Origin of the sequence: Lentibacillus songyuanensis, assembly GCF_039548255.1 — a bacterium.
Classification (GTDB): Bacteria; Bacillota; Bacilli; order Bacillales; family Amphibacillaceae; genus Lentibacillus_C; species Lentibacillus_C songyuanensis.
Map to the genome: position 1 here is coordinate 134,886 of NZ_JBCLVH010000006.1, position 20,161 is coordinate 155,046.

Annotated in this window: 22 protein-coding genes and 1 riboswitch; of the genes, 9 read left to right on the forward strand and 13 right to left on the reverse strand. The window is 41.6% G+C overall.

Annotated elements, in window-relative coordinates; genetic code table 11:
* Positions 1-58 precede the first annotated feature (58 nt).
* The 6 genes from WMZ97_RS08390 to WMZ97_RS08415 all read right to left on the reverse strand — a co-directional run bounded on the left by WMZ97_RS08390 (position 59) and on the right by WMZ97_RS08415 (position 5,966).
* Complete coding sequence (locus WMZ97_RS08390; protein WP_343271625.1) at positions 59-952, reverse strand: DMT family transporter; 894 nt, start codon at positions 950-952, stop codon at positions 59-61.
* Positions 953-1,034: 82 nt separating this feature from the next.
* Entirely contained in the window at positions 1,035-1,925 is an 891-nt protein-coding gene (gene thrB / locus WMZ97_RS08395) for a homoserine kinase (RefSeq protein WP_343271626.1), read from the reverse strand.
* Positions 1,922-2,986 (reverse strand): threonine synthase, encoded by a 1,065-nt coding sequence (gene thrC, locus WMZ97_RS08400; RefSeq protein WP_343271627.1) that lies wholly within the window; start codon positions 2,984-2,986, stop codon positions 1,922-1,924. Before thrC ends, thrB begins: the two co-directional genes overlap by 4 nt.
* The gene (locus WMZ97_RS08405; RefSeq protein ID WP_343271628.1) at positions 2,983-4,284 is read right to left on the reverse strand and encodes a homoserine dehydrogenase; all 1,302 of its coding nucleotides are present in this window, start codon (positions 4,282-4,284) and stop codon (positions 2,983-2,985) included. Before WMZ97_RS08405 ends, thrC begins: the two co-directional genes overlap by 4 nt.
* A 209-nt stretch (positions 4,285-4,493) precedes the next feature.
* Positions 4,494-4,718, reverse strand: coding sequence for a hypothetical protein (locus WMZ97_RS08410; RefSeq protein WP_343271629.1), 225 nt, complete (start codon positions 4,716-4,718; stop codon positions 4,494-4,496).
* Positions 4,719-4,787: 69 nt separating this feature from the next.
* Positions 4,788-5,966: an MFS transporter gene (locus WMZ97_RS08415; protein ID WP_343271630.1), complete on the reverse strand. Its 1,179-nt coding sequence runs from the start codon at positions 5,964-5,966 to the stop codon at positions 4,788-4,790.
* 183 nt (positions 5,967-6,149) lie between these two features.
* On the opposite strand from WMZ97_RS08415, the gene WMZ97_RS08420 reads away from it, so the two are divergent.
* The 3 genes from WMZ97_RS08420 (at position 6,150) to WMZ97_RS08430 (ending at position 9,152) form a co-directional block, all read left to right on the forward strand.
* A complete protein-coding gene (locus WMZ97_RS08420) occupies positions 6,150-6,542 on the forward strand; it encodes a GntR family transcriptional regulator (RefSeq protein WP_343271631.1) in 393 nt (130 codons plus the stop codon).
* 2 nt (positions 6,543-6,544) lie between these two features.
* Positions 6,545-7,645, forward strand: coding sequence for a DUF1648 domain-containing protein (locus WMZ97_RS08425; RefSeq protein ID WP_343271632.1), 1,101 nt, complete (start codon positions 6,545-6,547; stop codon positions 7,643-7,645).
* A gap of 250 nt (positions 7,646-7,895) precedes the next feature.
* Positions 7,896-9,152 (forward strand): alpha/beta hydrolase, encoded by a 1,257-nt coding sequence (locus tag WMZ97_RS08430; RefSeq protein ID WP_343271633.1) that lies wholly within the window; start codon positions 7,896-7,898, stop codon positions 9,150-9,152.
* 37 nt (positions 9,153-9,189) lie between these two features.
* Here WMZ97_RS08430 and WMZ97_RS08435 read toward each other — a convergent pair whose 3' ends face one another.
* The gene (locus WMZ97_RS08435) at positions 9,190-10,350 is read right to left on the reverse strand and encodes an AI-2E family transporter (RefSeq protein ID WP_343271634.1); all 1,161 of its coding nucleotides are present in this window, start codon (positions 10,348-10,350) and stop codon (positions 9,190-9,192) included.
* Positions 10,351-10,534: 184 nt separating this feature from the next.
* Between WMZ97_RS08435 and WMZ97_RS08440 the strand changes: the two genes are divergently transcribed.
* On the forward strand, positions 10,535-10,837 hold the full coding sequence (locus WMZ97_RS08440) for a DUF3219 family protein (RefSeq protein WP_343271635.1): 303 nt from the start codon (positions 10,535-10,537) through the stop codon (positions 10,835-10,837).
* A gap of 23 nt (positions 10,838-10,860) precedes the next feature.
* Here the strand turns inward: WMZ97_RS08440 and WMZ97_RS08445 are convergent, their stop codons facing one another.
* Both WMZ97_RS08445 and WMZ97_RS08450 read right to left on the reverse strand, forming a co-directional pair.
* Positions 10,861-11,538 (reverse strand): DUF4956 domain-containing protein, encoded by a 678-nt coding sequence (locus WMZ97_RS08445; protein ID WP_343271636.1) that lies wholly within the window; start codon positions 11,536-11,538, stop codon positions 10,861-10,863.
* Between the two features lies 1 nt (position 11,539).
* Positions 11,540-12,307: a polyphosphate polymerase domain-containing protein gene (locus WMZ97_RS08450; protein WP_343271637.1), complete on the reverse strand. Its 768-nt coding sequence runs from the start codon at positions 12,305-12,307 to the stop codon at positions 11,540-11,542.
* Positions 12,308-12,525: 218 nt separating this feature from the next.
* Between WMZ97_RS08450 and WMZ97_RS08455 the strand changes: the two genes are divergently transcribed.
* The gene (locus WMZ97_RS08455; protein WP_343271638.1) at positions 12,526-13,305 is read left to right on the forward strand and encodes a phytoene/squalene synthase family protein; all 780 of its coding nucleotides are present in this window, start codon (positions 12,526-12,528) and stop codon (positions 13,303-13,305) included.
* A gap of 39 nt (positions 13,306-13,344) precedes the next feature.
* Here the strand turns inward: WMZ97_RS08455 and WMZ97_RS08460 are convergent, their stop codons facing one another.
* Positions 13,345-13,536 carry a hypothetical protein gene (locus WMZ97_RS08460; protein ID WP_343271639.1) on the reverse strand — a complete coding sequence of 64 codons (192 nt, stop codon included), beginning with the start codon at positions 13,534-13,536 and terminating at the stop codon, positions 13,345-13,347.
* 350 nt (positions 13,537-13,886) lie between these two features.
* Here WMZ97_RS08460 and WMZ97_RS08465 point away from each other — a divergent pair, with 350 nt between their 5' ends.
* From WMZ97_RS08465 to WMZ97_RS08475, 3 genes are all read left to right on the forward strand, one after another.
* A complete protein-coding gene (locus tag WMZ97_RS08465; RefSeq protein ID WP_343271640.1) occupies positions 13,887-14,132 on the forward strand; it encodes a hypothetical protein in 246 nt (81 codons plus the stop codon).
* Positions 14,133-14,621: 489 nt separating this feature from the next.
* Complete coding sequence (locus WMZ97_RS08470; protein WP_405027668.1) at positions 14,622-16,103, forward strand: MDR family MFS transporter; 1,482 nt, start codon at positions 14,622-14,624, stop codon at positions 16,101-16,103.
* A gap of 113 nt (positions 16,104-16,216) precedes the next feature.
* Positions 16,217-16,954 carry a MerR family transcriptional regulator gene (locus WMZ97_RS08475; protein WP_343271693.1) on the forward strand — a complete coding sequence of 246 codons (738 nt, stop codon included), beginning with the start codon at positions 16,217-16,219 and terminating at the stop codon, positions 16,952-16,954.
* 53 nt (positions 16,955-17,007) lie between these two features.
* Here the strand turns inward: WMZ97_RS08475 and thiE are convergent, their stop codons facing one another.
* From thiE to thiD, 3 genes are read right to left on the reverse strand one after another with little or no spacing between them, the layout of a single operon-like run.
* Positions 17,008-17,637: a thiamine phosphate synthase gene (gene thiE, locus WMZ97_RS08480; RefSeq protein WP_343271641.1), complete on the reverse strand. Its 630-nt coding sequence runs from the start codon at positions 17,635-17,637 to the stop codon at positions 17,008-17,010.
* Positions 17,638-17,671: 34 nt separating this feature from the next.
* Positions 17,672-18,448, reverse strand: coding sequence for a hydroxyethylthiazole kinase (gene thiM, locus WMZ97_RS08485; RefSeq protein WP_343271642.1), 777 nt, complete (start codon positions 18,446-18,448; stop codon positions 17,672-17,674).
* Entirely contained in the window at positions 18,445-19,269 is an 825-nt protein-coding gene (gene thiD, locus WMZ97_RS08490) for a bifunctional hydroxymethylpyrimidine kinase/phosphomethylpyrimidine kinase (protein WP_343271643.1), read from the reverse strand. The genes thiM and thiD overlap by 4 nt, the downstream gene beginning before the upstream one ends.
* A gap of 130 nt (positions 19,270-19,399) precedes the next feature.
* A riboswitch (TPP riboswitch) is annotated at positions 19,400-19,511 on the reverse strand.
* Positions 19,512-19,714: 203 nt separating this feature from the next.
* On the opposite strand from thiD, the gene WMZ97_RS08495 reads away from it, so the two are divergent.
* Positions 19,715-20,152: a MarR family winged helix-turn-helix transcriptional regulator gene (locus WMZ97_RS08495; RefSeq protein WP_343271644.1), complete on the forward strand. Its 438-nt coding sequence runs from the start codon at positions 19,715-19,717 to the stop codon at positions 20,150-20,152.
* Positions 20,153-20,161: the final 9 nt, after the last annotated feature.

Below are 20,161 nucleotides of genomic sequence, written 5' to 3' on the forward strand. Positions count from 1 at the left end.
GCTATTCCGCAAGCAAACAGAGTACCTATAAGAACTCTGTTTGCTTGTGGCGGCCTTTTCATCGCTTGTTAAAAGCACGTTGTCGAATCCCAAGCAAATTAATCACTATAACAGAAGAAATTGCAATTAACCCACCGATAACAGATAGTATACTCGGCAGCTCCTGAAGCCATATCCATGCCACAAATACAGCGATGACCGGTTCTACATACAGAATACTTGTGACCGAACTTGTCTTACCTAATGATAGTGCTGTACCCCACATCGCATACGCTATTGCCGCTGGAAAAATACCTGCATAAACTGCAGATAAATTTGCTTCAAGGGTGGCATGTTGGATATCTTGCCAGAGTCCAGGTGTAAAAATAAGTAATGGTAATGTACCAGCCCAGGTAAAGTAAGCGGTTAGTTCAATGGGCTTGTAACGACTATACAAGGATTTTTGAAAAACAAAAAATATCGATGTTGCGACCGCAGAAATTAATAAGTAAATGGCCCCGATTGAGGTCGATAATGTTGGACCAGCAGTCCCTATTGCTATTAAAACAATTCCGCAAAAACCAACGCCGAGTCCGATCCAACCTAATTTTCCAAGCTGTTCTTTCAAAACAATAACAGCGATCAATGCAGTAAATACAGGCCCCGAGCCAATGATCATACCTGCTGTTCCCGCTGTAACCGTCTGTTCACCGAATGTAACCCCCATATGATAGATACTGATACCTATCCAGCCAAGGATTAAAATTCGCAGGATATCCTGCTTTTTGGGGAGGCGAAAAGAAACCCCCGGTAAGAGGAAATAAAGGATAAACATAATAGATGCGACAAGGAATCGTGTCAGCACCAAGTGACCAGGTGTAAATCCGCCAAGCAGACTCGCCCTTATCGCGGTAAAAGTTGACCCCCAGATTAGAACTGTTATGAACGCTAAAATAAATGCTTTTTTGTTCATATTTCAACACCTCATTTCCTCATCACTATAAACACGATAAAGAGGCTGCAGAATTGACTGCAGCCACATCTAGTATCCATTGTCATTTCACTTGAACCCCATTTAAATCCAAAGCTAATGCCGACACTTGATAATCCAAAAAGAGGGCATGGACTTGTTCAACTATGGTCCGCCCCTTACCCTTAGGAACAAAAGAAATTAACGTTGGGCCTGCACCACTGATCACGGTTCCATAAGCACCAAACTTTTTGGCATGCTCCCTTATCATCTGATAGTTCGAAATTAGTGACGCCCGATATGGTTCATGGAATATATCCTGCTCCATCATTTTGCCCGCTAGTATATAATCACCAGATATAAGCGCAGCAATCATTAAATTACTAATTCCGCTTGCATGGGCTGCTTCCTGCCGGGTGTAACTTTTGGGAAGTGCATTTCTCGCAGCTTTTGTTTTCAGTTCAAAATTAGGTATATAGACAATTAGATCAAGATTTAGTGACGGTAAACGAAAGTAGGTAGTTTCTTCCTCATCATTTTTTAATGAAAGGACAACACCGCCAAATAATGCAGCAGCAATATTGTCAGGGTGACCTTCAATGATCGTACCAGTATCAAGCTTCTCCTGTTCAGACAAGCGAAGGTCACACAGTTGATTCGCCAGTTCAATTCCGGCAAGAATTGCTGAGGCACTACTGCCAAGGCCGCGGGCCAGAGGGATTTGACTATCTACCAGTACCTTACATGCTGGTAACTTCTTCTGATATATATTCGCTGTTTGTTTGGCGATTTGATAGATAAAGTGATCTTCATGATTAGTGGAGGAAGGAAGTAAATGGGAGTGATGCTCGAACTCCCATTTATCATGCTCCATCACATCCAATGTTAAATAACGATTCAACGCCAGGCCAGCTGAATCAAAACAAGGGCCGATGTTGGCTGAACTGGCTGGTACGGTGATGCGAAACATGTTCATTGCTTCACCACATCTTCAATATAAGCGGTCACTGTATCCTCATCGTTTGGCAAGGAAACAGGATCGACATGCAACTGGTCAATGGCAGTCTGCGGATCTTTTAATCCGTTTCCGGTCAAGACTGCGACAACCTTACTACCCGGTTTGATCCAGCCTTTCTCGCATTGCTGTATAACACCAGCAATCGAAGCACATGAGCCAGGTTCGGCGAAAACCCCTTCCTTGCTGGCTAATAATTGAAAGGCATTTAGTATTTCTTCATCGGATACGGAACCAATTTTTCCATTAGATTCATCTCGCGCTTTTGTTGCAAGATTCCAGCTTGCAGGATTTCCAATCCGAATCGCTGTTGCAACGGTTTCTGGCTGTTCAATAACTTTATTTTGAACAATTGCTGAGGCACCCTCTGCCTCGAATCCTGCCATTATTGGTAGACTTGTTTGTTTATATTCGTGATACTCTTTAAATCCTTTCCAATATGCGCTAATATTCCCTGCGTTTCCTACAGGTATTGCCAGTATATCGGGAGCTGTACCGAGTTGTTCGCAAACTTCGAAGGCTGCGGTCTTTTGCCCTTCTAACCGGTAGGGATTAACCGAGTTAACCAGGGTAACAGGGGAATGTTCGCTTACTCGTTTCACCATTTTTAAGGCGTCATCAAAGTTGCCGTCAATTTCGACAATCTCCGCTCCATACATCATTGCTTGAGCAAGCTTACCAAGAGCAACTTTGCCTTTGGGGATAACAATAATCGCCCGCATTCCAGCCTGGGCGGCATAAGCGGCAGCCGAGGCAGAAGTATTCCCGGTTGATGCACAAATGACCGATGTACTTCCTTCTTCTTTCGCCTTGGCAACCGCCATAACCATTCCCCGGTCTTTAAAGGACCCTGTTGGATTGGCTCCTTCCACTTTTCCGTGTAATTCTATACCCAATTGCTTGGAAAGGTGTGGGAAGTGAATCAGCGGCGTATTTCCTTCCTTTAATGTCAGTGCAGGAGTTTCCCCCGTTATTGGTAAATAGTCTGCATAATGTTTTAGTAAACCTGGCCAGTTGTTCATTTGTCTCCATCTCCTTCAACCCGGAATGAGCTTTCTACACTTTCCACGACATCCAAACTGTTCAGTTGCTTCATCGAATCGTTAAAGTTTGCTAACGCGGTTCGATGGGTGACCAGGACAACTTCAGCCAATTCTGTTTTGCTGCGGGGGATTTGCAGGATTCGCTCAAAGCTGATACCCATTTGATTAAACAAATCAGAAATAGATGCAAAGGCGCCAACCTCATCTTTGACGTGCATCCGAATATAAAATTGACCAAATCGTTTGTCTGCAGGGGTTAGCTCTTTTTTGAACAACGGGGAAGTAAAACGTCGCCCGTTTACCCCTAATCGCATGTTGGTAATAACCGTAACAACATCGGCCATGATTGCAGTAGCAGTCGGCAAACTGCCAGCACCTGCGCCATAAAACATGGTTTCGCCAACCGCTTCGCCACTCACATATACGGCATTGTATTCATTTTTAACAGCGGCAAGCGGATGTTTATCAGAAAGGAATGTTGGCTGGACATTTACCTCGAGTAGCTGGTTAGCACAATTGGCATAACCAATTAATTTCATCGTGTACCCTAATTGTTTTCCATATTCTAAATCAGCAAGTGCAATGTTGGAGATACCGCTAACCTCTACATCCGATAATTCTACATCTGTGGAAAAGGCAAGACGTGAAAGGATAGCCATTTTACGTGCGGCATCGAGACCTTCTACGTCTGCAGTAGGATCGGACTCCGCAAACCCGAGTTCCTGTGCTTCTTTTAATGCACTCTCATACGAGACACCGTCTTCGTCCATTTTGGTTAATATGTAATTTGTAGTGCCATTTACGATACCCATGACTTGTTGAATTCGATCTGAAACTAGTCCATCAGCAAGTCCGCGCAAAATTGGAATACCACCGGCAACACTAGCTTCATAGAATAGATCACATTGATTTCTGTTGGCTACATCCTGTAGTTCCGGTCCGTGTAACGCGATTAAATCTTTATTTGCAGTTACAACATGTTTTTTTGTTGCGAATGCTTCTAATATATGTTGACGGGCTTCATCAATGCCACCCATTACCTCAACAACGACATCAATTTCCGGGTTATGTAACACGTCATTGGGGTCAGTTGTTAAATAGGCAGGATCGACTTGAACGTCACGTGCTTTTTCTAAATCACGAACAAGTACCTTTTTAACCTCTACACCACAACCGAGCTGATGGACAAGTTTTTCTTGATGTTCTTCAATAAGTGTGATAACCCCAGAGCCAACAACACCTAAACCTAATAAACCGATTGATACAGTATCTTTCATTTACTCACCCCATATCCATAATAGTACGACAATTAATTGAGATATTAATAGCATTGTAAACATCAAAAACGCATATAGCAAGCGTTTTTGCATAATAATTTGGAAAAGTTTGATGTAAGGGTTTGCAAAACATCGAGATGGTAAAGGAGAGGGATTATGTGACTAGTTATCAAGACGGTGACGGTTAACCATGGAAATGAATTCGCAACCTAAACGTACGACATAAACAAAGGGCACGGAGCAAAGGAGGCTACTGAAAAAGTGAAATGGATTCGTTTTAAACTTCTGCTTCCCGCCCGTTTTGGATGTGTTGTCGCACGTTTCAGGCCTGGTCCCGCCCGTTTTGGATGTGTTGTCGCACGATTCAGGTCTGCTCCCGCCCGTTTTGGCGCATTGTCGCTCGTTTCGGGCCTGCTCTTGCACGTTTGTTTCATTCCTGCTTTCACACGTCTTAGCAGTTTTCTTCCAAACGACTATGAATGGTGCTTTTTCAGTAATCTTGATCAAACCCGTGTCCTTTTATATCTTCCTCTATTGAAAAGGGGGAATTCATCATACATAGAAATAAGCGCTGTTACCAAGGCAAAAACAATCACCAGTGCCCCGATAAATGGGTTGTAGTGAATGGATGCTTGTTCAATTACTAACCCGCCAATGAATGATCCAATTGCAATACCAAGATGTAAGGCCGAATTGTTTAAGCCTTGCTGAACATCAGACGTTTCCGGTGATGTGTTAATCAGGTAACTCTGCATGGGAGGTGAGATGGACCAGTTCGTCGCGCCCCAGAGGACCATATTAATCAGAAACACCGGTAAATAAAATGTTGTAAAAGGAAGTGCTATAATCGCAATGCCATACACAATAATCGATGTAAGCACGGTCTGTTTGGCACCAATCGTGTCAGCTAATGTTCCACCAAACCCGCCTCCACTTACTGCTGCAATTCCGAATAATAGATAGATAATACTAATCCAGGTCCCCCCTAGACCCAGCGTTTCTTTAACAAATGGTGTGAAATAAGCATATAGAACGGAGTGTCCAGCTAAAAACAGGAACGTGGTGGCTTGCCCAAAAAATATTTTTCGGTTTTTAAGTGTTGCCAACTGTTTTCGAAGTGGAATCGATGGTTTTGGTGCTACACGATCCATAAAAAAATGAACAAAGAAAATGGAAAGCGCTGTTAGAATCGTGATTAGCACAAATGGCGCCCGCCAGCTAAATAGGTTTCCTAATATTAAGCCAATCGGGATTCCTAAAACAATGGATGCGCTGACTCCCATGGAAACAATGCCGATCGCCCGTCCGCGGTATTTAGGATCGACAATACTTGGAGCCAGGGTCAAACATAAAATGATTAATAATGCTCCACTTGTTGCCGAAACAATTCGCCCAATAAATAATACTGTATAGGTGGGACTGAAAACTGTAATGATATTTCCTAATAAAAATATAAACAGTGAAATGGTGGTTAATCGTTTTCGTTCGATTCCGGCAGTAAGGATAAGCAGAATTGGGGAGGCAATGGCAAAAATCAATGAAAAAATCGTGATCAAAAAGCCTGCTTTTCCAAGGCTGACATCTAAATCTTCTGCAATTAAGTCCAGTATCCCCCCGATGATTAATTCGACCATCCCAACCACAAACGATATAACCATCAATAAATATACACGCTTATCCATACTTCAAGCTTCCTTTCTATAACGTACCCTTACCATAATAATTACTTAGCGAATGGAATACAAGGATGAAATATTCTTTTTGTTATAACAGTCTATCTTTAAAAAAGGGAATTGACATCATGTAATAACTGTTATACTATAAATATAACAGTTATTACAAAAGAGAGAAGGATGTGATTTGATGTGTATATGAAGCTGGATTTTGAGTCAACTGAACCAATCTATACGCAATTAAAGCACCAAATAATTGCAGGTATTGCCAAAAAAGAATTGAAGCCGGGAGAAGATCTACCTTCCGTTCGGGTAATGGCGTCTGATATTGGAATTAACCTGCATACGGTAAGCAAGGCGTATCAACAATTGAAACAGGAAGGGTTTATTTTGATTCACCGGCAGAAGGGTGTTGTGATCAATCCTGATGGGCCCCCGAAGGCAGATGAGGAGTATCGTAATAAGTTAGCAAACATGTTACACCCGGTAATTGCTGAATCCATTTGTCGGGGAATAACCAAACAGGAATTTATGGAGCTTTGTGATCAATTATTTGTAGAATTTCATGAAGAGAGGAGGAGATGAACATGGGTGTATTCTTACTCATTGTGATAATGGTTCCTGTTTTTTTATCCCTCATGTTTATTCCGTATTGGACGAGAAAAACAGAAAGCTTTGGGGTATCGATTCCGGAAGAGGTATATTACCAAGCAGAGTTACGTGCTATGCGCAAACAGTATGTATGGTTAGTGGGCTTGATGAGTGTCATTGTCACGGGTGTTTTTTGGCTGCTGGCAGCTTCAATGACTCTTGATGAAAATGAAATCAGCATATTGTACAGTATTCTTTTATTCATTTATCTCATGGTGAGTTTTATCATTTACTTGTACTTCCACAAGAAGATGACAACGTATAAACAAGCGGCGGATTGGTCTAGGGGACAGTCACAGCTTGTGGTGGTGGATACGGGTTTTCGCAAACAAAAGTTAATCTATTCAAATGGCTGGTTTTTGTTTCCGTTTGTGTTAACGATACTAACGGTCATTGTTACGCTTGTATCGTATCAGCAAATACCTGAAAAAATACCGATGCAATATAATTTTTCCGGTGAGGTCACGAATTATGCAGATAAAACGTATCGCTCTGTTCTAATGATGCCAGTCATGCAAATGTATTTAACGTTCCTTTTTCTTTTTATTAATATCATGATTGGAAAAGCAAAACAGCAAATTAGTGCCGAAAGTCCGGAGAAATCCATGCAGCAAAATATCCGATTTAGACGACGATGGTCAGCTTTCACGATTTTAACCGGAATTGGATTGACGTTGATGTTTTCATTCACACAATTGTCGTTCGTTTATCCTGTTGATCAACAAATTCTAATGGTTACCACATTCGTTATGATAGGGGCAGTCATCGTTGGCTCCATTGTATTATCGATTACTACAGGTCAGGGCGGAAGTAGGGTCAACGTAGGTAAAGCAGGCAATGGCTCGATTATTGATCGTGATGATGACCGATACTGGAAACTTGGGGTGTTTTATTTTAATAGGAAGGATCCGTCCTTATTTTTGGAAAAACGATTTGGGATTGGCTGGACGAATAATTGGGCCCATCCATTATCCTGGATCATCATCTTGGTTATTATTGGAGTAGCGGTTGGCATACCAATTTTGCTTGGTGTGTAGAAAGGAAATAGAGGTGTTGGTACGAGATGAAGGTCAAAGGGATTATCATTGTTATATTGCTTATAGAGGCTGTTCAAAAAGTCCGGTAAAAATGACACATCGAATTTCTTCGTTGGCTTGTTTCTCCGCTGCTCATGTATCTATTTGCATACATTCTGCTACTCGAAACTACGCCGCCTCGAACTTCTCGGTCCTTTTTATCCTCCTTTTTGAACACGCACTTATAATTATAATGGCAGGGTGTGATGATATGAAGGAAAATCAGAAAAAGATGGAAAAAGCCAATCAACCGGTAACATTAGCAGGAACGTGGGGTGGTGAAGTTGAAATACCAGATCAGCCACTAGAGATTACACTGAAATTCAAGGAAATGGATGATTCCACAGAAGGATCAATCAGCATCCCAATACAACATGTGGCGGACTTTTCATTATCTAATATAAAGGTAGAACAGGACCAAGTCTCCTTTGATATGCCATTGCCCGGTCAAAAGGTTCATTTTTCTGGTACTGTGAAGGTGGATAAAATAGAAGGGACGTTCACCCAGAATGGTCAGAGCTTTCCGTTTCATGTTAAGAAGGGGAGTGACGGTGTTCAAACGGAGAAAGACGACGAAGATTTTTTATCGATTGAGACGACAACAGGAACACTGTACGGTTCGCTTCTTACACCGGAAGAAGGGGAGCAGTTTCCAGTGGCATTGATCATACCGGGTTCAGGCCCGACTGATCGTAATGGAAATTCCCCTGGTATAGCGGGCAAAAATGATAGCTTGAAATTGCTTGCCGAGGGACTTGCAGAAAATGACATTGCCAGTTTGCGCTATGATAAACGAGGTGCCGGTAAGAATACTCAAGCAGTGACCGATGAAAAAGACATGCGATTTGATCAATTTGTCACCGATGCTAAGCAGTGGATTACGGAGTTGCAGGAAGATAGTCGGTTTTCCGACATCATTGTAATTGGCCATAGTCAGGGCTCGCTTGTTGGGATGTTAGCAGCAGAAGAATCTGACGTGAATGCGTTTATCTCGATTGCCGGGGCGGGACACTCGCTTGATGACGTGTTGGGCGAGCAGTTAAAAACGCTTCCAGATGATTTGCAAGCGGAAAGTCAGCAAATTTTGCAGCAATTAAAGCAAGGTAAAACCGTAACGAATGTAGACAGTCGATTGCAAAGTTTGTTTCGGCCAAGTGTGCAACCTTTTTTAATCTCCTGGATGAAATTTGATCCAGCCAGGGAGATAGCCCGATTAGATATGCCCACTCTAATTATCAATGGAAAGAACGATTTGCAAGTAGCTGTCCAGGATGCAGAAGAACTTGCAGCGGCAAATCTCGATGCAAAGATGATGCTGATTGAAACAATGAATCATGTGTTGAAAGAAGCACCAACGGATAGAGAAGGGAATATAGCGACCTATTCTGATCTAACGCTTCCATTAGCTGAAGGATTGCTGAATGCGATTACTACATTCCTTTCCGGTGCTCATATTTCCAGTAAATAAGCACGGCGACTGCCTTTTTACGGGCAGCCGCCGTTTATTATTCTGTATAATGTGTCGATTCATATGCGCCGTGGTCGTCGCCATAAAAACGATCATACCGATGTTTGAATTTGTTAAATACGTAACTGACAATGACCTTTAAAATGGCATAGCCAGGAATTCCGAGAATAACCCCTACAAGTCCGAACAGATTTCCGGCACACAATAAAACAAAGATAATGGTCAGCGGGTGAATTTTCATTGTCCGCCCCATAATATTTGGCGAAATAAAATGCCCTTCCAGTAATTGGACAACCGCCCATACAACCGCTAGTTTAAATAACATAAACGGCGAATGCACAATGGCAATAATAATGGCCGGTGAGATAGCGATAATTGGACCGAGATAGGGCACCACACTGGTAACCGCAGCTGTGATGGCAAGGGTAATCGCATAATCCAATCCGATAATTAAGTAGCCTGCAAATAACAAGATACCGATACAAGTCGCGACAATGATTTGTCCCTGAATGTACGACCCTACCTGAACATCCATATTTCGGATGATTTCATTCGCGTCGGATCTGAACTTAGGAGGAAACAATTTTAAACAATACAATTTGAACTTCTTACCATCCTTTAGCAGGAAGAATAATACAAATGGAAATGTAAATATAGCAATCGCGATGTTTGTTATGGTACTAGCCACATTCCACAGTCCTTCGACCGCCCCGCCTAAGTAGTTACCTATTTTACTTGGCAAATCGTGCAAATTATTGGTCAGCCATTGATAGGCTTCATCATAATATGGCCCTAAGAAAGAGTGCTCGACCCATGCTTCCATGCTTTCTCCCATTTGCCCCAAGTAATTCGGTAAATCCTTCGCTAAGTCCTTCACTTGGGTGCTGATTGCTGGGGCAGAAAGCAGGATTATTCCGGTCAATAGGCCACTTAATCCCAAAACAATGATCAAAATACCCCAAATTCGCCTGATGTGAATTCGTTCCAACAGGTTAATGATCGGATTTAACAAATAGTACGCAACAAATGCCAAAATAATAGGCGGCACAATCGTAGAAAAGATAACGATTATTGGTTGAAAAATAAACGCTATTTTATGGTAAATACTAATGATGATACCGATCAATATTAGTAAAATAAGTCCAAAAAATAGATCACGGCCACCAATAAATTTCATAAATCGACTCATTGATTTCATGCGGATCTCTCCTCTTATGATACGTATTATAGATGATAAAGGGTGGATTTTCCATCAAAAACCATAGATTAAATTATTTACGGATAGATTGGCCAGAAAGTTTCAGTTGTTGCGGGTTGTTTTGCAGACGCTCGTATTGATAAAATATAATTAATACGAGGAGAGGCAGGCGATAACGATTATCATGGATGTAATCATTAATCATGTAAGCCTTCATACGGACTACGTTGACGATTGTATCATACGCGATCAAACGACTGGCGGGGAATTGCATAAAATAGGATTTGAATTTAAGGTGAAAAGTAAGGATTATCATAAGATTACAACATTGTTGTATACCAATGATTTTCAAGTGCAAGTTCCTGTAAAAGAAATTGAATTCCGGGCGACCATTCATTCCTATTCTACATCAATTACCAATTTATATGAAGAAAATGCGGTTGGCGATTTTAAATTGGAGCTAATAGAGAAAAAGGCGCTTGTTTAGAATTCTTAGCGCCTTTCTGATGATCAATATTCCGTTTCCATATAAGTAATGGAAACCTTTAAATTAGCATTTTTTTCACGAATACGATCCAACAAATCTTTATCATTTGTTGCATTTTTACTGCGAATGGCATACGTATACAGGATCATCGTCCCTAGATTAGTTGTTTCCACTTGGCGCAGTTTATGACTAATGGTGTATTCCGCAAATACATCGCTTAACAGATTTTCGTGATTTAAGTTTTCCGGCACGGTGACCTTGAGAATCTGGGTATCCTTTCCTTTTCCGTATTGGAATTTATAAAGCAAGTAAAATACAATACTAGCAAATATGGTGAGGATAATAGCTAAATCAAATTGAAATAACCCGCATGTCATACCAACACATAATCCAAAAAAGATGTAGGCGATGTCTTTCACGTTTGTCACGGCACTGCGGAAGCGTATTAAAGAAAAAATGGCAAACAATCCAAAGGCAACACCAGCATTATCGCTTACGACATTCATGACAACCGAGACGATAACACTAAGTATAATAATGGTATGAACAAAGGCCTGCGAGTAACGTTCTCCAGTAAAGGTTATCATGTAAACTTTTGTGATGATTAAACTGAGCAACGTGCTTACTACTAAAGCAGTGACTACCATCCAAATGTTTGTCGAACTACTATCCTGTGAAAAAAGCGATTCAATCATTTCCATTTTATCTTCCTCCTGCAAACTCATATTCTTTTGTTGTTTGAATTGGCAATTCTTCCCCTTTAAGCAGCTCCATACTTGTGCAGTACTTGGATGCACTTCTTTGCTGACAATCTAGTGCTTGTAAAATGCGTGTAAGCCACAATGGAACACTATCATTTACCTTCACTTCTAATACCACTAGATTCGGATCAATAAAATGTTCGCCAAAGGCTCCATGCTCTAGCGATAAATCATCATCTCGACAGCGCAAGTTTAGGTCACATGTGATCCGCAATTCTGGGTCATACAATCCGTGGAGGGCATGTCGATCATAACTGACGATCATAGTTGGCCGTAACGTGTATAAGGTAAGAAAATAGTCGATTTCCCGGAAAACCTGTTGATTTGATGCGTCATAATCGGCAAAGTTAATGTAATCATTCCCGGCGTCATCCAGATAGCGATAGGCTTCTAGCAGTGGAAGAAGCATCCGCCGCTTATTGACGACCTTTTTGTGTTTTTGTTTTACTTCGAAAAAGGATGTTCCAGCCAAATCTGTCTGGTTATAAACCCGAAGACGTAGCTTTTGCCGAAATTTCAACTTGTTTTTGGTTTCAAAGTAAATGGTATGATCATTGCTGTCAAAGTACAGGCTGGTAACGGTATATCTGCCATCTTCGCCAAATTTATCCGCGCGCATCCAAGGCATGATTTGTTCCATTAAAAGGGTGTATTGTTCCTTCGTTATCAGGTACTTTTGTTCTTTCCTTGTAAAAATTTCAATTGCCATGCTGTTCTCAATCCCTTCCACTTTATTTTGCATGGTCATCATGAGAGGGTAATGTGAATAAGATTAGAGTTTGATGAGAATTTTAAATGGTAAATGAACGGACTTGGGTTGGTAAATATATCATTCGTTTCCCTTTTTTGATATAATAAAATAAGATAGAGTAGGAAGGTGTGGAATCTTTGAGTCACAGCGCAAGTTTACAAAAAGATGCAATGCACATGTTAAAGCAAACAAGTAGAACGTTTTACATACCAATCAGTCTGCTGAAACCGAAACTAAAGAAAACGGTGGGGTCTGCTTATCTATGCATGCGGGCAGTTGATGAAATCGAAGACCATGAAGCATTAGATTCAGCAACCAAGCAGTATCTATTACGATCGACAAGCAGCCTTTTACAGAAAGACTTTGATCGCGGAGCATATGAGGAACTGATTGCACCTTACAGCAGACAATTGCCGGAAGTGACGTTGCGCCTGGGAGATTGGATTGCTGTTTGTCCACCAGACATTGTGGAAAAGGTAAAACATTCAACTAGTGTCATGGCAGCTGGGATGGCTGATTGGACTGAAAAGGATTGGTATATTAAGAACGAAGCTGATTTAGATGATTATACCTACTATGTGGCTGGGCTAGTTGGTGTCATGCTTTCCGATATTTGGGAATGGTATGATGGAACAGTCACCGATCGCGATTTGGCAATTGGCTATGGACGGGGTTTACAAGCAGTCAATATTTTACGGAATCAGGATGAAGATTCCGAACGCGGGGTACACTTTGTTCCGGATGGCTGGACACGAGAGGATTTATTTACGTATACCGAGAGGAATCTCGCTCTTGCCGATGCATATATGAAGGATATTTCAAACCGAAATATCTTATTATTCTGCCGGATCCCTCTTGCATTGGCAAAACGAACAATTAAGGCCTTGCAACAAGGACGAGAAAAAATCTCCCGGGATGAAGTAGAAACCATTGTGGAAGAAATAAAAGCAAAATAAGTAAAAGGAGGCGAATGATTGCCTCCTTTTAAACTGGACTTAAAATTTTTTCTGGAATAAGGATTTTACTCCAAGGTACAATACGGCTAAAGCGAACACAACCATGGCAATCCCGCCAATTGCTTGGAAAAATTCGGCTATTTCCGGTGTGATTACTGTAGACGTGGGAAGGTTGGCGAGTCCAAATCCTGCTAATACGCAGGCTAAATAGAATAATGCTAGTTGATACATATACAAACCCTCCTTTTCTATACTTTATGAGCGAAGGAGGGCTCATGTTTGGGTGGGTGTGTCAGTTGAACGATAAGAACAAACATCAAACCTAAGATGGCATTTATGTTAAAAGCATTGAAAGGATTGTATCTGATCTAAGCTAATGCCAAAGTAGACCCATCTGTTTCGTTGCCATCTAAAACCGGACACGGAGTTTCTTCCGACAAATACAGGATAAAACCAAAAGGAGCCCCGATTTAACCATACGTAGGTGAATCGGTATAAACAGCCACGGATAGCCCCCGGATCAACTGCGAAGGCCTGAAACTGCGGCTGTTCCGGTGTGAAGGATGGTGGGGGAGCCGTCGGTGCGCCAATTGCTTGCCCACCACCAGGCCCACCATGTGATCCTCCGTTTCCAGGGGATCCTGGAAATCCCGGAAAACCCGGAAAACCCGGAGATCCCGGAGATCCTTGCCCTGGTATCCCTGGGAAACCAGCGTTTCCACCATGTGATCCTGGTTGTCCTGTATTACCAAAAAAGTCCGGGAAGTGAAAAATTTGCCGTTCATAATCATCCATATATGGGGGCTGTTGCCAATAATAGTTCATAACTTTTCCTCCTATAAAAGAGATTTCTCTTCACTATATGGATAAATGTCCAGATCTGGTTGGGCTAAAATAAAAATAATGAAGATGAATAACCAACTACTTGATTAATTGCTTCGTTTGTAGTAATATTGCGTTACTTTTTCAAACGGAATTTCAACAGTAAAGGAAATACTGAATGATGGAAGTATTATCTATTTAGCAAAAGAAAGGTTAATAGGAATACACAGCCCCTTCATTGCCCTTTTCGGGATCACTGAAAAAGTACCTTTCATAATCGTTTGGAAGAAAACGGGCTGAAACGTGCGGCAGCAGACCTGAGATGTGCGAGATGCAGAGATTTTCAAAACGTTACTCTTTCAGCAGCCTCACATTTTTTTGAGTATGCAGGCTTACTTGATGGGCTTGTATTTTTTTATGCCATAAAGTGAAACTTCATTCAGTGGGGGTCTTACTGCCCGTTAAGGCGGGTTAATCAGAAGGAGGGTTATGGAATGACTAGCGATAAGCAGCCAAAGAAATATGAATTTTTAGCGGATGATCCCAATGCCAAAATAATGCCGATAATGATTTCGTTCATGATTGGTGCTTTTTTTGCGATATTAAATGAAACATTATTGAATATAGCTCTTACAACCTTAATGGAGCAATTTGCTATTTCCGTAAGTACGGTTCAATGGATGGCGACGGGGTTTATGTTAATGATGGGGATTGTTATTCCGGCATCAGCGGTATTAATCCAATGGTTTACCACCCGGCAATTATTTTTAGGTACGATGACGATTTTTACAATAGGGACGGCCATTTGTGCAATGGCGCCAACATTTCCGATTTTGTTAACCGGCCGGTTGATACAAGCGGTGGGGACAGGACTGTTGCTGCCGATTATTTTTAATGTCTTCCTGTTAATTTATCCGCCGCATCGTCGGGGGAAAGTGATGGGTATTGTGGGATTGGTGATTATGTTCGCACCAGCAAGCGGGCCGACACTATCCGGTATTATTGTGGAGCATTTGGGCTGGCGTTTTTTATTTATCACCGTTATTCCATTTGCCTTGTTTTCCATCGCTTTTGCTTATAAATATTTAAAGAACATCTCAGAAGTTACTAAGCCAAAAATCGATATTATCTCGCTTGTTTTTTCCACTATTGGATTTGGCGGGATTGTCTTTGGTTTTAGTTCAGCAGGTGACGGAGATAAAGGTTTCTTGCAGCCGATTGCTTATGTTCCGATACTCGTTGCGGTTATTGCTTTAATTTTTTTCGCATGGAGGCAATTAAAGCTAAAGGAGCCATTATTGGATCTTCGGGTATTCAAGTATCCGATGTATGCACATGCAGTGATCATGTTTTTGATTATTATTATGGCGATGTTTGCGTCTGAAATTATTTTGCCGATGTATATGCAGGGACCGTTAGCGTTAACTGCCGCGACAGCTGGGCTGGTCTTATTGCCGGGAAGTGTACTAAATGGACTGATGTCACCGGTGATGGGTCATTTGTTTGATAAATACGGACCGCGGGTCATGTTAATTCCTGCTTCTGCTGTGTTATGTGCAACGATGTTCATGATGAGCAGATTAGGATTACACACGCCGATATGGGTGATTATTATTGGGTATATTTTGCTAATGTTATCCGTTTCAGCCATGATGATGCCGGCGGAAACGAATGGCTTAAACCAGCTGCCAAAGCATTTGTATCCTCATGGAACAGCAGTTATGACAACTCTTCAGCCTGTAGCAGGCGCGATAGGTGTTTCGGTATTCATTAGTATTATGAGTGCGCGTCAAGGCAGCTTTTTGAGTAAGGCTACCAATCCAAACGATCCGACGACGATTAGCGAATCGATGGTTGCAGGTGTCGAGCTGGTGTATTTGATTTCATTTGGTATCGCCGTACTTGCATTTATCCTATCCTTGTTTGTATATCGGGCTTCGCCAAGGGAAATGCCAACAAATGCAGCAAATGAATAAAAATAGGAAACTGCCCTTTTGTAAATGGCGGTTTCCTATTTTTTATTTTGTTATTGACTCTAACGTTACGTTAGGGATTATAGTAGTTATTGAAGGGAAGGTTACTGTTCATGATGAAAGTAAAAGAAGTAGCTGATCTAGTGGGTATTAGTGTGCGCACACTACATCATTATGATGAAATTGGGTTACTAACTCCGGAAGACACTACAGAATCAGGTTACCGCATTTATTCCAGCAAAGACCTGGATATGTTGCAGCAGATTTTGTTTTTCAAAGAACTGGGCTTCCCTTTGAAAAAGATCAAAGAAATTATCAACAGCTCATCATTTGACAGGGACGAGGCGCTAGCAGTGCAGCGGAATATGTTGCTCGAAAAACGCAGACGGCTTGATAACATGATTGGCTTGGTTGATAAGACAATACAGAACAGGAAAGGAGAGTTGGATATGACGGATAAAGAAAAATTTGCCGGTTTTGATTTTAGCCATAACCCATATGAGCAAGAGGCACGCGATCAATGGGGGGATCAGGCAGTGGATGAATCGAGTGCTAAGGTAAACAAGATGTCTAAGCATGAGCAGCAAGCATTGGCTGATAATTTTAATGCCTTGTATCGTGAACTGGCAGCCATTCGCCATGAGAATCCTGAATCGGATAAGGCACAGGCAGCCATTAAGAAATGGTATGATTACTTGAATCAAATCGGAAATTATTCATTGGCCGCGTTCAAAGGGCTTGGCCAAATGTATATAGCTGATGATCGTTTCAAGAAAAACATTGACCAATTTGGCGATGGATTGGCTGAATTTATGTGTGAAGCAATGGCTGTTTATGCGGATCAAAATGAATAAAGGTAAAAGTCAAAGCTGCTCCACGTATGGTGAGGAGCAGCTTTATTTAAAAATTATAGTCCCATAACAGCTTCTTTAATATTCTCGGCCTGTGTAATAGCGGAAATAACCGATACGCCATCCGCCCCAGAATCAATGACCGATGCTGCATTTTCCGTAGTAATCCCTCCGATGCCAACAATAGGTAGATTCGGGAATTTTTTGCTTAATGTTTGTATCCAAGGCAAACCGACTGGCTCTTTGGCATTTTCCTTTGATGTGGTCTGAAAAATAGGCCCGGCTCCAACATAATCCACGAAAGATATTGGACTTGATTGTACCTCATGATTGTTTGATACAGAGAGTCCAATGATTTTGTCAGGGAACTGTTCGCGTACACGCTCAACAGGTTGATCGTCCTGGCCAACGTGGATCCAGTCTGCATCAAGTGATTTCGCTAATTCGATGTCATCATTGACGATAAATGGAACATTGTAGTCTAAGCACAGGTGGCGGAATGTTAGTCCTAGGGTTAGCTTTTTGTTGCCTGTTAAGGATCCTTTTCCTTTTTCCCGGAACTGAAATGCAGTGATCCCAGCATCAAGTGCAGCCTTTAGCAAAGTAACTGGATCCTTACCCCTGCAATTTGGCGTTCCCATGATAAAATATTTCCTTAATTGTTGTCTTTGAAATGGAATGCTCATTGATCATGTACCTCCTATGTGCTGGTTTGGATATTTACTTTGAATGTTTTGCTAGCTGCTCAGCATCTAAAGAAAGTGCATCAATAAAATAAGGCAGAAAAGTCCCGGACCCAGAGACATTAGGATTAGTAGCAGCATATTCCGCGGCCAGTCCGTAAAATTCTACAGCCGTTTGGATCCGTTCCTCTAGTGGTTCGTTGGTTGTTAGACAAGCTGTTAAGATCGAGCCAAGCAGACAGCCTGCCCCTGTGACTTTTGTAAGAAACGGGTGTCCGGTTCGATTTTCTTTAAAATAATTTCCCGTACAGACGATATCTATTTTTCCAGTAACCACCACGGCTGTTTGATACATTTCCTGAGCTTTGGCAGCAACTTCAGCAATATTTCCTTCCCCAACAGCGTCTGGTCCCTTCGTCTCCCAAGGCACATGGACCAGATACGCAATCTCGCCGGCATTGCCTTTGATGATGGTGGGAGTTATTTCTTTTAAAATTTGTTTAATCGTCGTATCGCGAAAAGGCGTTGCTGCAATACCGACTGGGTCAAGCACGACCGGAATACCTTTTTCGTTGGCGGCTTTTCCCGCTTCAATCATTGCTGTAACTTCGGATGGTGTAATCGTACCAATGTTAATAAGTACTCCATCGGCATGCATTGCCATTTCCCGGGCTTCTTCTTTGGCCTTTGCCATGGCTGGGGTGGCGCCAAACGATAATAACCCATTGGCTGAAAAATTCATGACTACCTGGTTTGTCAAGTGATGAATAAGTGGGTTATTTTCCCGTACTTCATGTATAACTGTCTGATTCATTTGATTACCTCCTCTAACCGTGGCGCCCAATGATTCGTTGGACCACTGCCATGCCCTAATGCAAACGAATGTTGAATAGCAGCTGTTACATATTGCTTTGCGCTGTTAACAGCTTCGGGAAGTGGAATACCTTTGGCCAACAACGCAGTAATTGCAGCAGAATAGGTACAGCCTGTTCCATGGGTATTTTTTGTTTCAATACGTTCCGAACGGAAAGGATGTATTTTATTTCCATCGTATAAAAAGTCAATGGCATCTCCGGCTAAATGGCCGCCTTTTACAAGGGCTGCATCTACTCCATATTTCCTGACAATTTGCTCAGCAGCCTGTTTAAGATCATCCATTGTATGAATGGATTCGCCTAACAGGTATTCTGCTTCCGGTATATTAGGTGTTACTAACGTTGCCATGGGAAGCAGTTGCCTTCGTAAATAATCACGGGCATCTTCGTCAATTAATGCATCACCACTTGTCGCTACCATTACCGGATCCATTACATATGGAACATGGGTATTGGCGATTTTTTGTACGATGCATTCCATCATATCAACAGTAGCGATCATCCCCGTTTTAAACGCTTGAAATGGAATATCAGAAATGATAGCGTCCAGTTGTTTATCAATCATGTTAATTGGGATATGATGCACATCCTGAACGCCGGTTGTATTTTGGGCGACAATAGAAGTAATCACCGACATTCCATAGCATTTAAACTCCTGGAATGTTTTTAAATCTGCTTGAATGCCAGCACCACCTGAAGGATCTGTGCCGGCGATGGTTAGAGCACATGGTACTTGGTTTAGCGATTGTGAAAAAGTCATGTTTTTCCCTCCTATGTACCGTTTTAAATTAATATACTGATTTGATTCTCCGTCTCCTCCTTTCTGTATCATATAAAAAGACTAGATCCATGGTAATGGACCTAGCCTGTATCGGAAAAAAGTTTATTGTGATTTATCACAACTACTTCCCTCCGCTGGTATTAACCAGATCAGGTCCATAAGAGTCAGAAAGCAATCCGGCTTTCCTCTCAGCCCACATTTGGGCACCCCTAGTAGTAGAAATAAAGTGAATTCTTCCTATTGAATTTATCCTATCAAAGAATGGTTTGCTTGTCATCAATTACGCCGGAAATCCTGGATAAACTTTTAAATAAAAAAACGATTGACATCAGAAAATCAGGAGTGTATAATTTCATCTTGTTATCAAATGGTTTAGTAGTAAGATACTTTTCTAAAAGTTAGTTTAAAAAAGGGGGGAGACGTTTTGGAAAAGGATGATTTTCTTGAGTTGGAAGATGTTTTCCGGAAAATTACGAAGAAAATTCCTGAAGAGTGGAGAAGGCATACAAAGTCAAGCTTCTCCAGGACGGAAGCTCTTGTCCTTTATAAGTTATATTATAATGGCAAAATGCGTGCATCAGAACTAGCAACTATTCTTGCCATAACTACAGGCGGCTTGACTGGCTTGACAGATAAATTGGTTGAGGGTGGTTATGTGGAAAGAAATCGAACCCAACAAGATCGCCGGGTGGTTTATTTGTCCATTACGGATAAAGGGAAAGAAATGATCAAGACTATGTATGCGGCCCGAAAAGCGTTTATTGAGAAGTTGTTTCAGGGGATAACCACGGAAGAATTAATCCGTTTTAAGGACACCGCGTCAAAGTTGCTGCGTAATTTTGAGGATATCAAAATAGAATAGTTTTCATGT

What these genes read in the sequence shown, in the direction of transcription:
- WMZ97_RS08435 (WP_343271634.1), bottom strand. Translation starts at nt 10,350, where the DNA reads ATGAAATCAATGAGTCGATTTATGAAATTTATTGGTGGCCGTGATCTA.
- thrB (WP_343271626.1), bottom strand. Translation starts at nt 1,925, where the DNA reads ATGAACATGTTTCGCATCACCGTACCAGCCAGTTCAGCCAACATCGGC.
- WMZ97_RS08440 (WP_343271635.1), top strand. Translation starts at nt 10,535, where the DNA reads ATGGATGTAATCATTAATCATGTAAGCCTTCATACGGACTACGTTGAC.
- thiM (WP_343271642.1), bottom strand. Translation starts at nt 18,448, where the DNA reads ATGAATCAGACAGTTATACATGAAGTACGGGAAAATAACCCACTTATT.
- thrC (WP_343271627.1), bottom strand. Translation starts at nt 2,986, where the DNA reads ATGAACAACTGGCCAGGTTTACTAAAACATTATGCAGACTATTTACCA.
- WMZ97_RS08410 (WP_343271629.1), bottom strand. Translation starts at nt 4,718, where the DNA reads ATGAAACAAACGTGCAAGAGCAGGCCCGAAACGAGCGACAATGCGCCA.
- WMZ97_RS08475 (WP_343271693.1), top strand. Translation starts at nt 16,217, where the DNA reads ATGAAAGTAAAAGAAGTAGCTGATCTAGTGGGTATTAGTGTGCGCACA.
- WMZ97_RS08450 (WP_343271637.1), bottom strand. Translation starts at nt 12,307, where the DNA reads ATGGCAATTGAAATTTTTACAAGGAAAGAACAAAAGTACCTGATAACG.
- thiD (WP_343271643.1), bottom strand. Translation starts at nt 19,269, where the DNA reads ATGACTTTTTCACAATCGCTAAACCAAGTACCATGTGCTCTAACCATC.
- WMZ97_RS08425 (WP_343271632.1), top strand. Translation starts at nt 6,545, where the DNA reads ATGGGTGTATTCTTACTCATTGTGATAATGGTTCCTGTTTTTTTATCC.
- WMZ97_RS08405 (WP_343271628.1), bottom strand. Translation starts at nt 4,284, where the DNA reads ATGAAAGATACTGTATCAATCGGTTTATTAGGTTTAGGTGTTGTTGGC.
- WMZ97_RS08455 (WP_343271638.1), top strand. Translation starts at nt 12,526, where the DNA reads ATGTTAAAGCAAACAAGTAGAACGTTTTACATACCAATCAGTCTGCTG.
- WMZ97_RS08460 (WP_343271639.1), bottom strand. Translation starts at nt 13,536, where the DNA reads ATGTATCAACTAGCATTATTCTATTTAGCCTGCGTATTAGCAGGATTT.
- WMZ97_RS08445 (WP_343271636.1), bottom strand. Translation starts at nt 11,538, where the DNA reads ATGGAAATGATTGAATCGCTTTTTTCACAGGATAGTAGTTCGACAAAC.
- WMZ97_RS08415 (WP_343271630.1), bottom strand. Translation starts at nt 5,966, where the DNA reads ATGGATAAGCGTGTATATTTATTGATGGTTATATCGTTTGTGGTTGGG.
- thiE (WP_343271641.1), bottom strand. Translation starts at nt 17,637, where the DNA reads ATGAGCATTCCATTTCAAAGACAACAATTAAGGAAATATTTTATCATG.
- WMZ97_RS08390 (WP_343271625.1), bottom strand. Translation starts at nt 952, where the DNA reads ATGAACAAAAAAGCATTTATTTTAGCGTTCATAACAGTTCTAATCTGG.
- WMZ97_RS08430 (WP_343271633.1), top strand. Translation starts at nt 7,896, where the DNA reads ATGAAGGAAAATCAGAAAAAGATGGAAAAAGCCAATCAACCGGTAACA.
- WMZ97_RS08470 (WP_405027668.1), top strand. Translation starts at nt 14,622, where the DNA reads ATGACTAGCGATAAGCAGCCAAAGAAATATGAATTTTTAGCGGATGAT.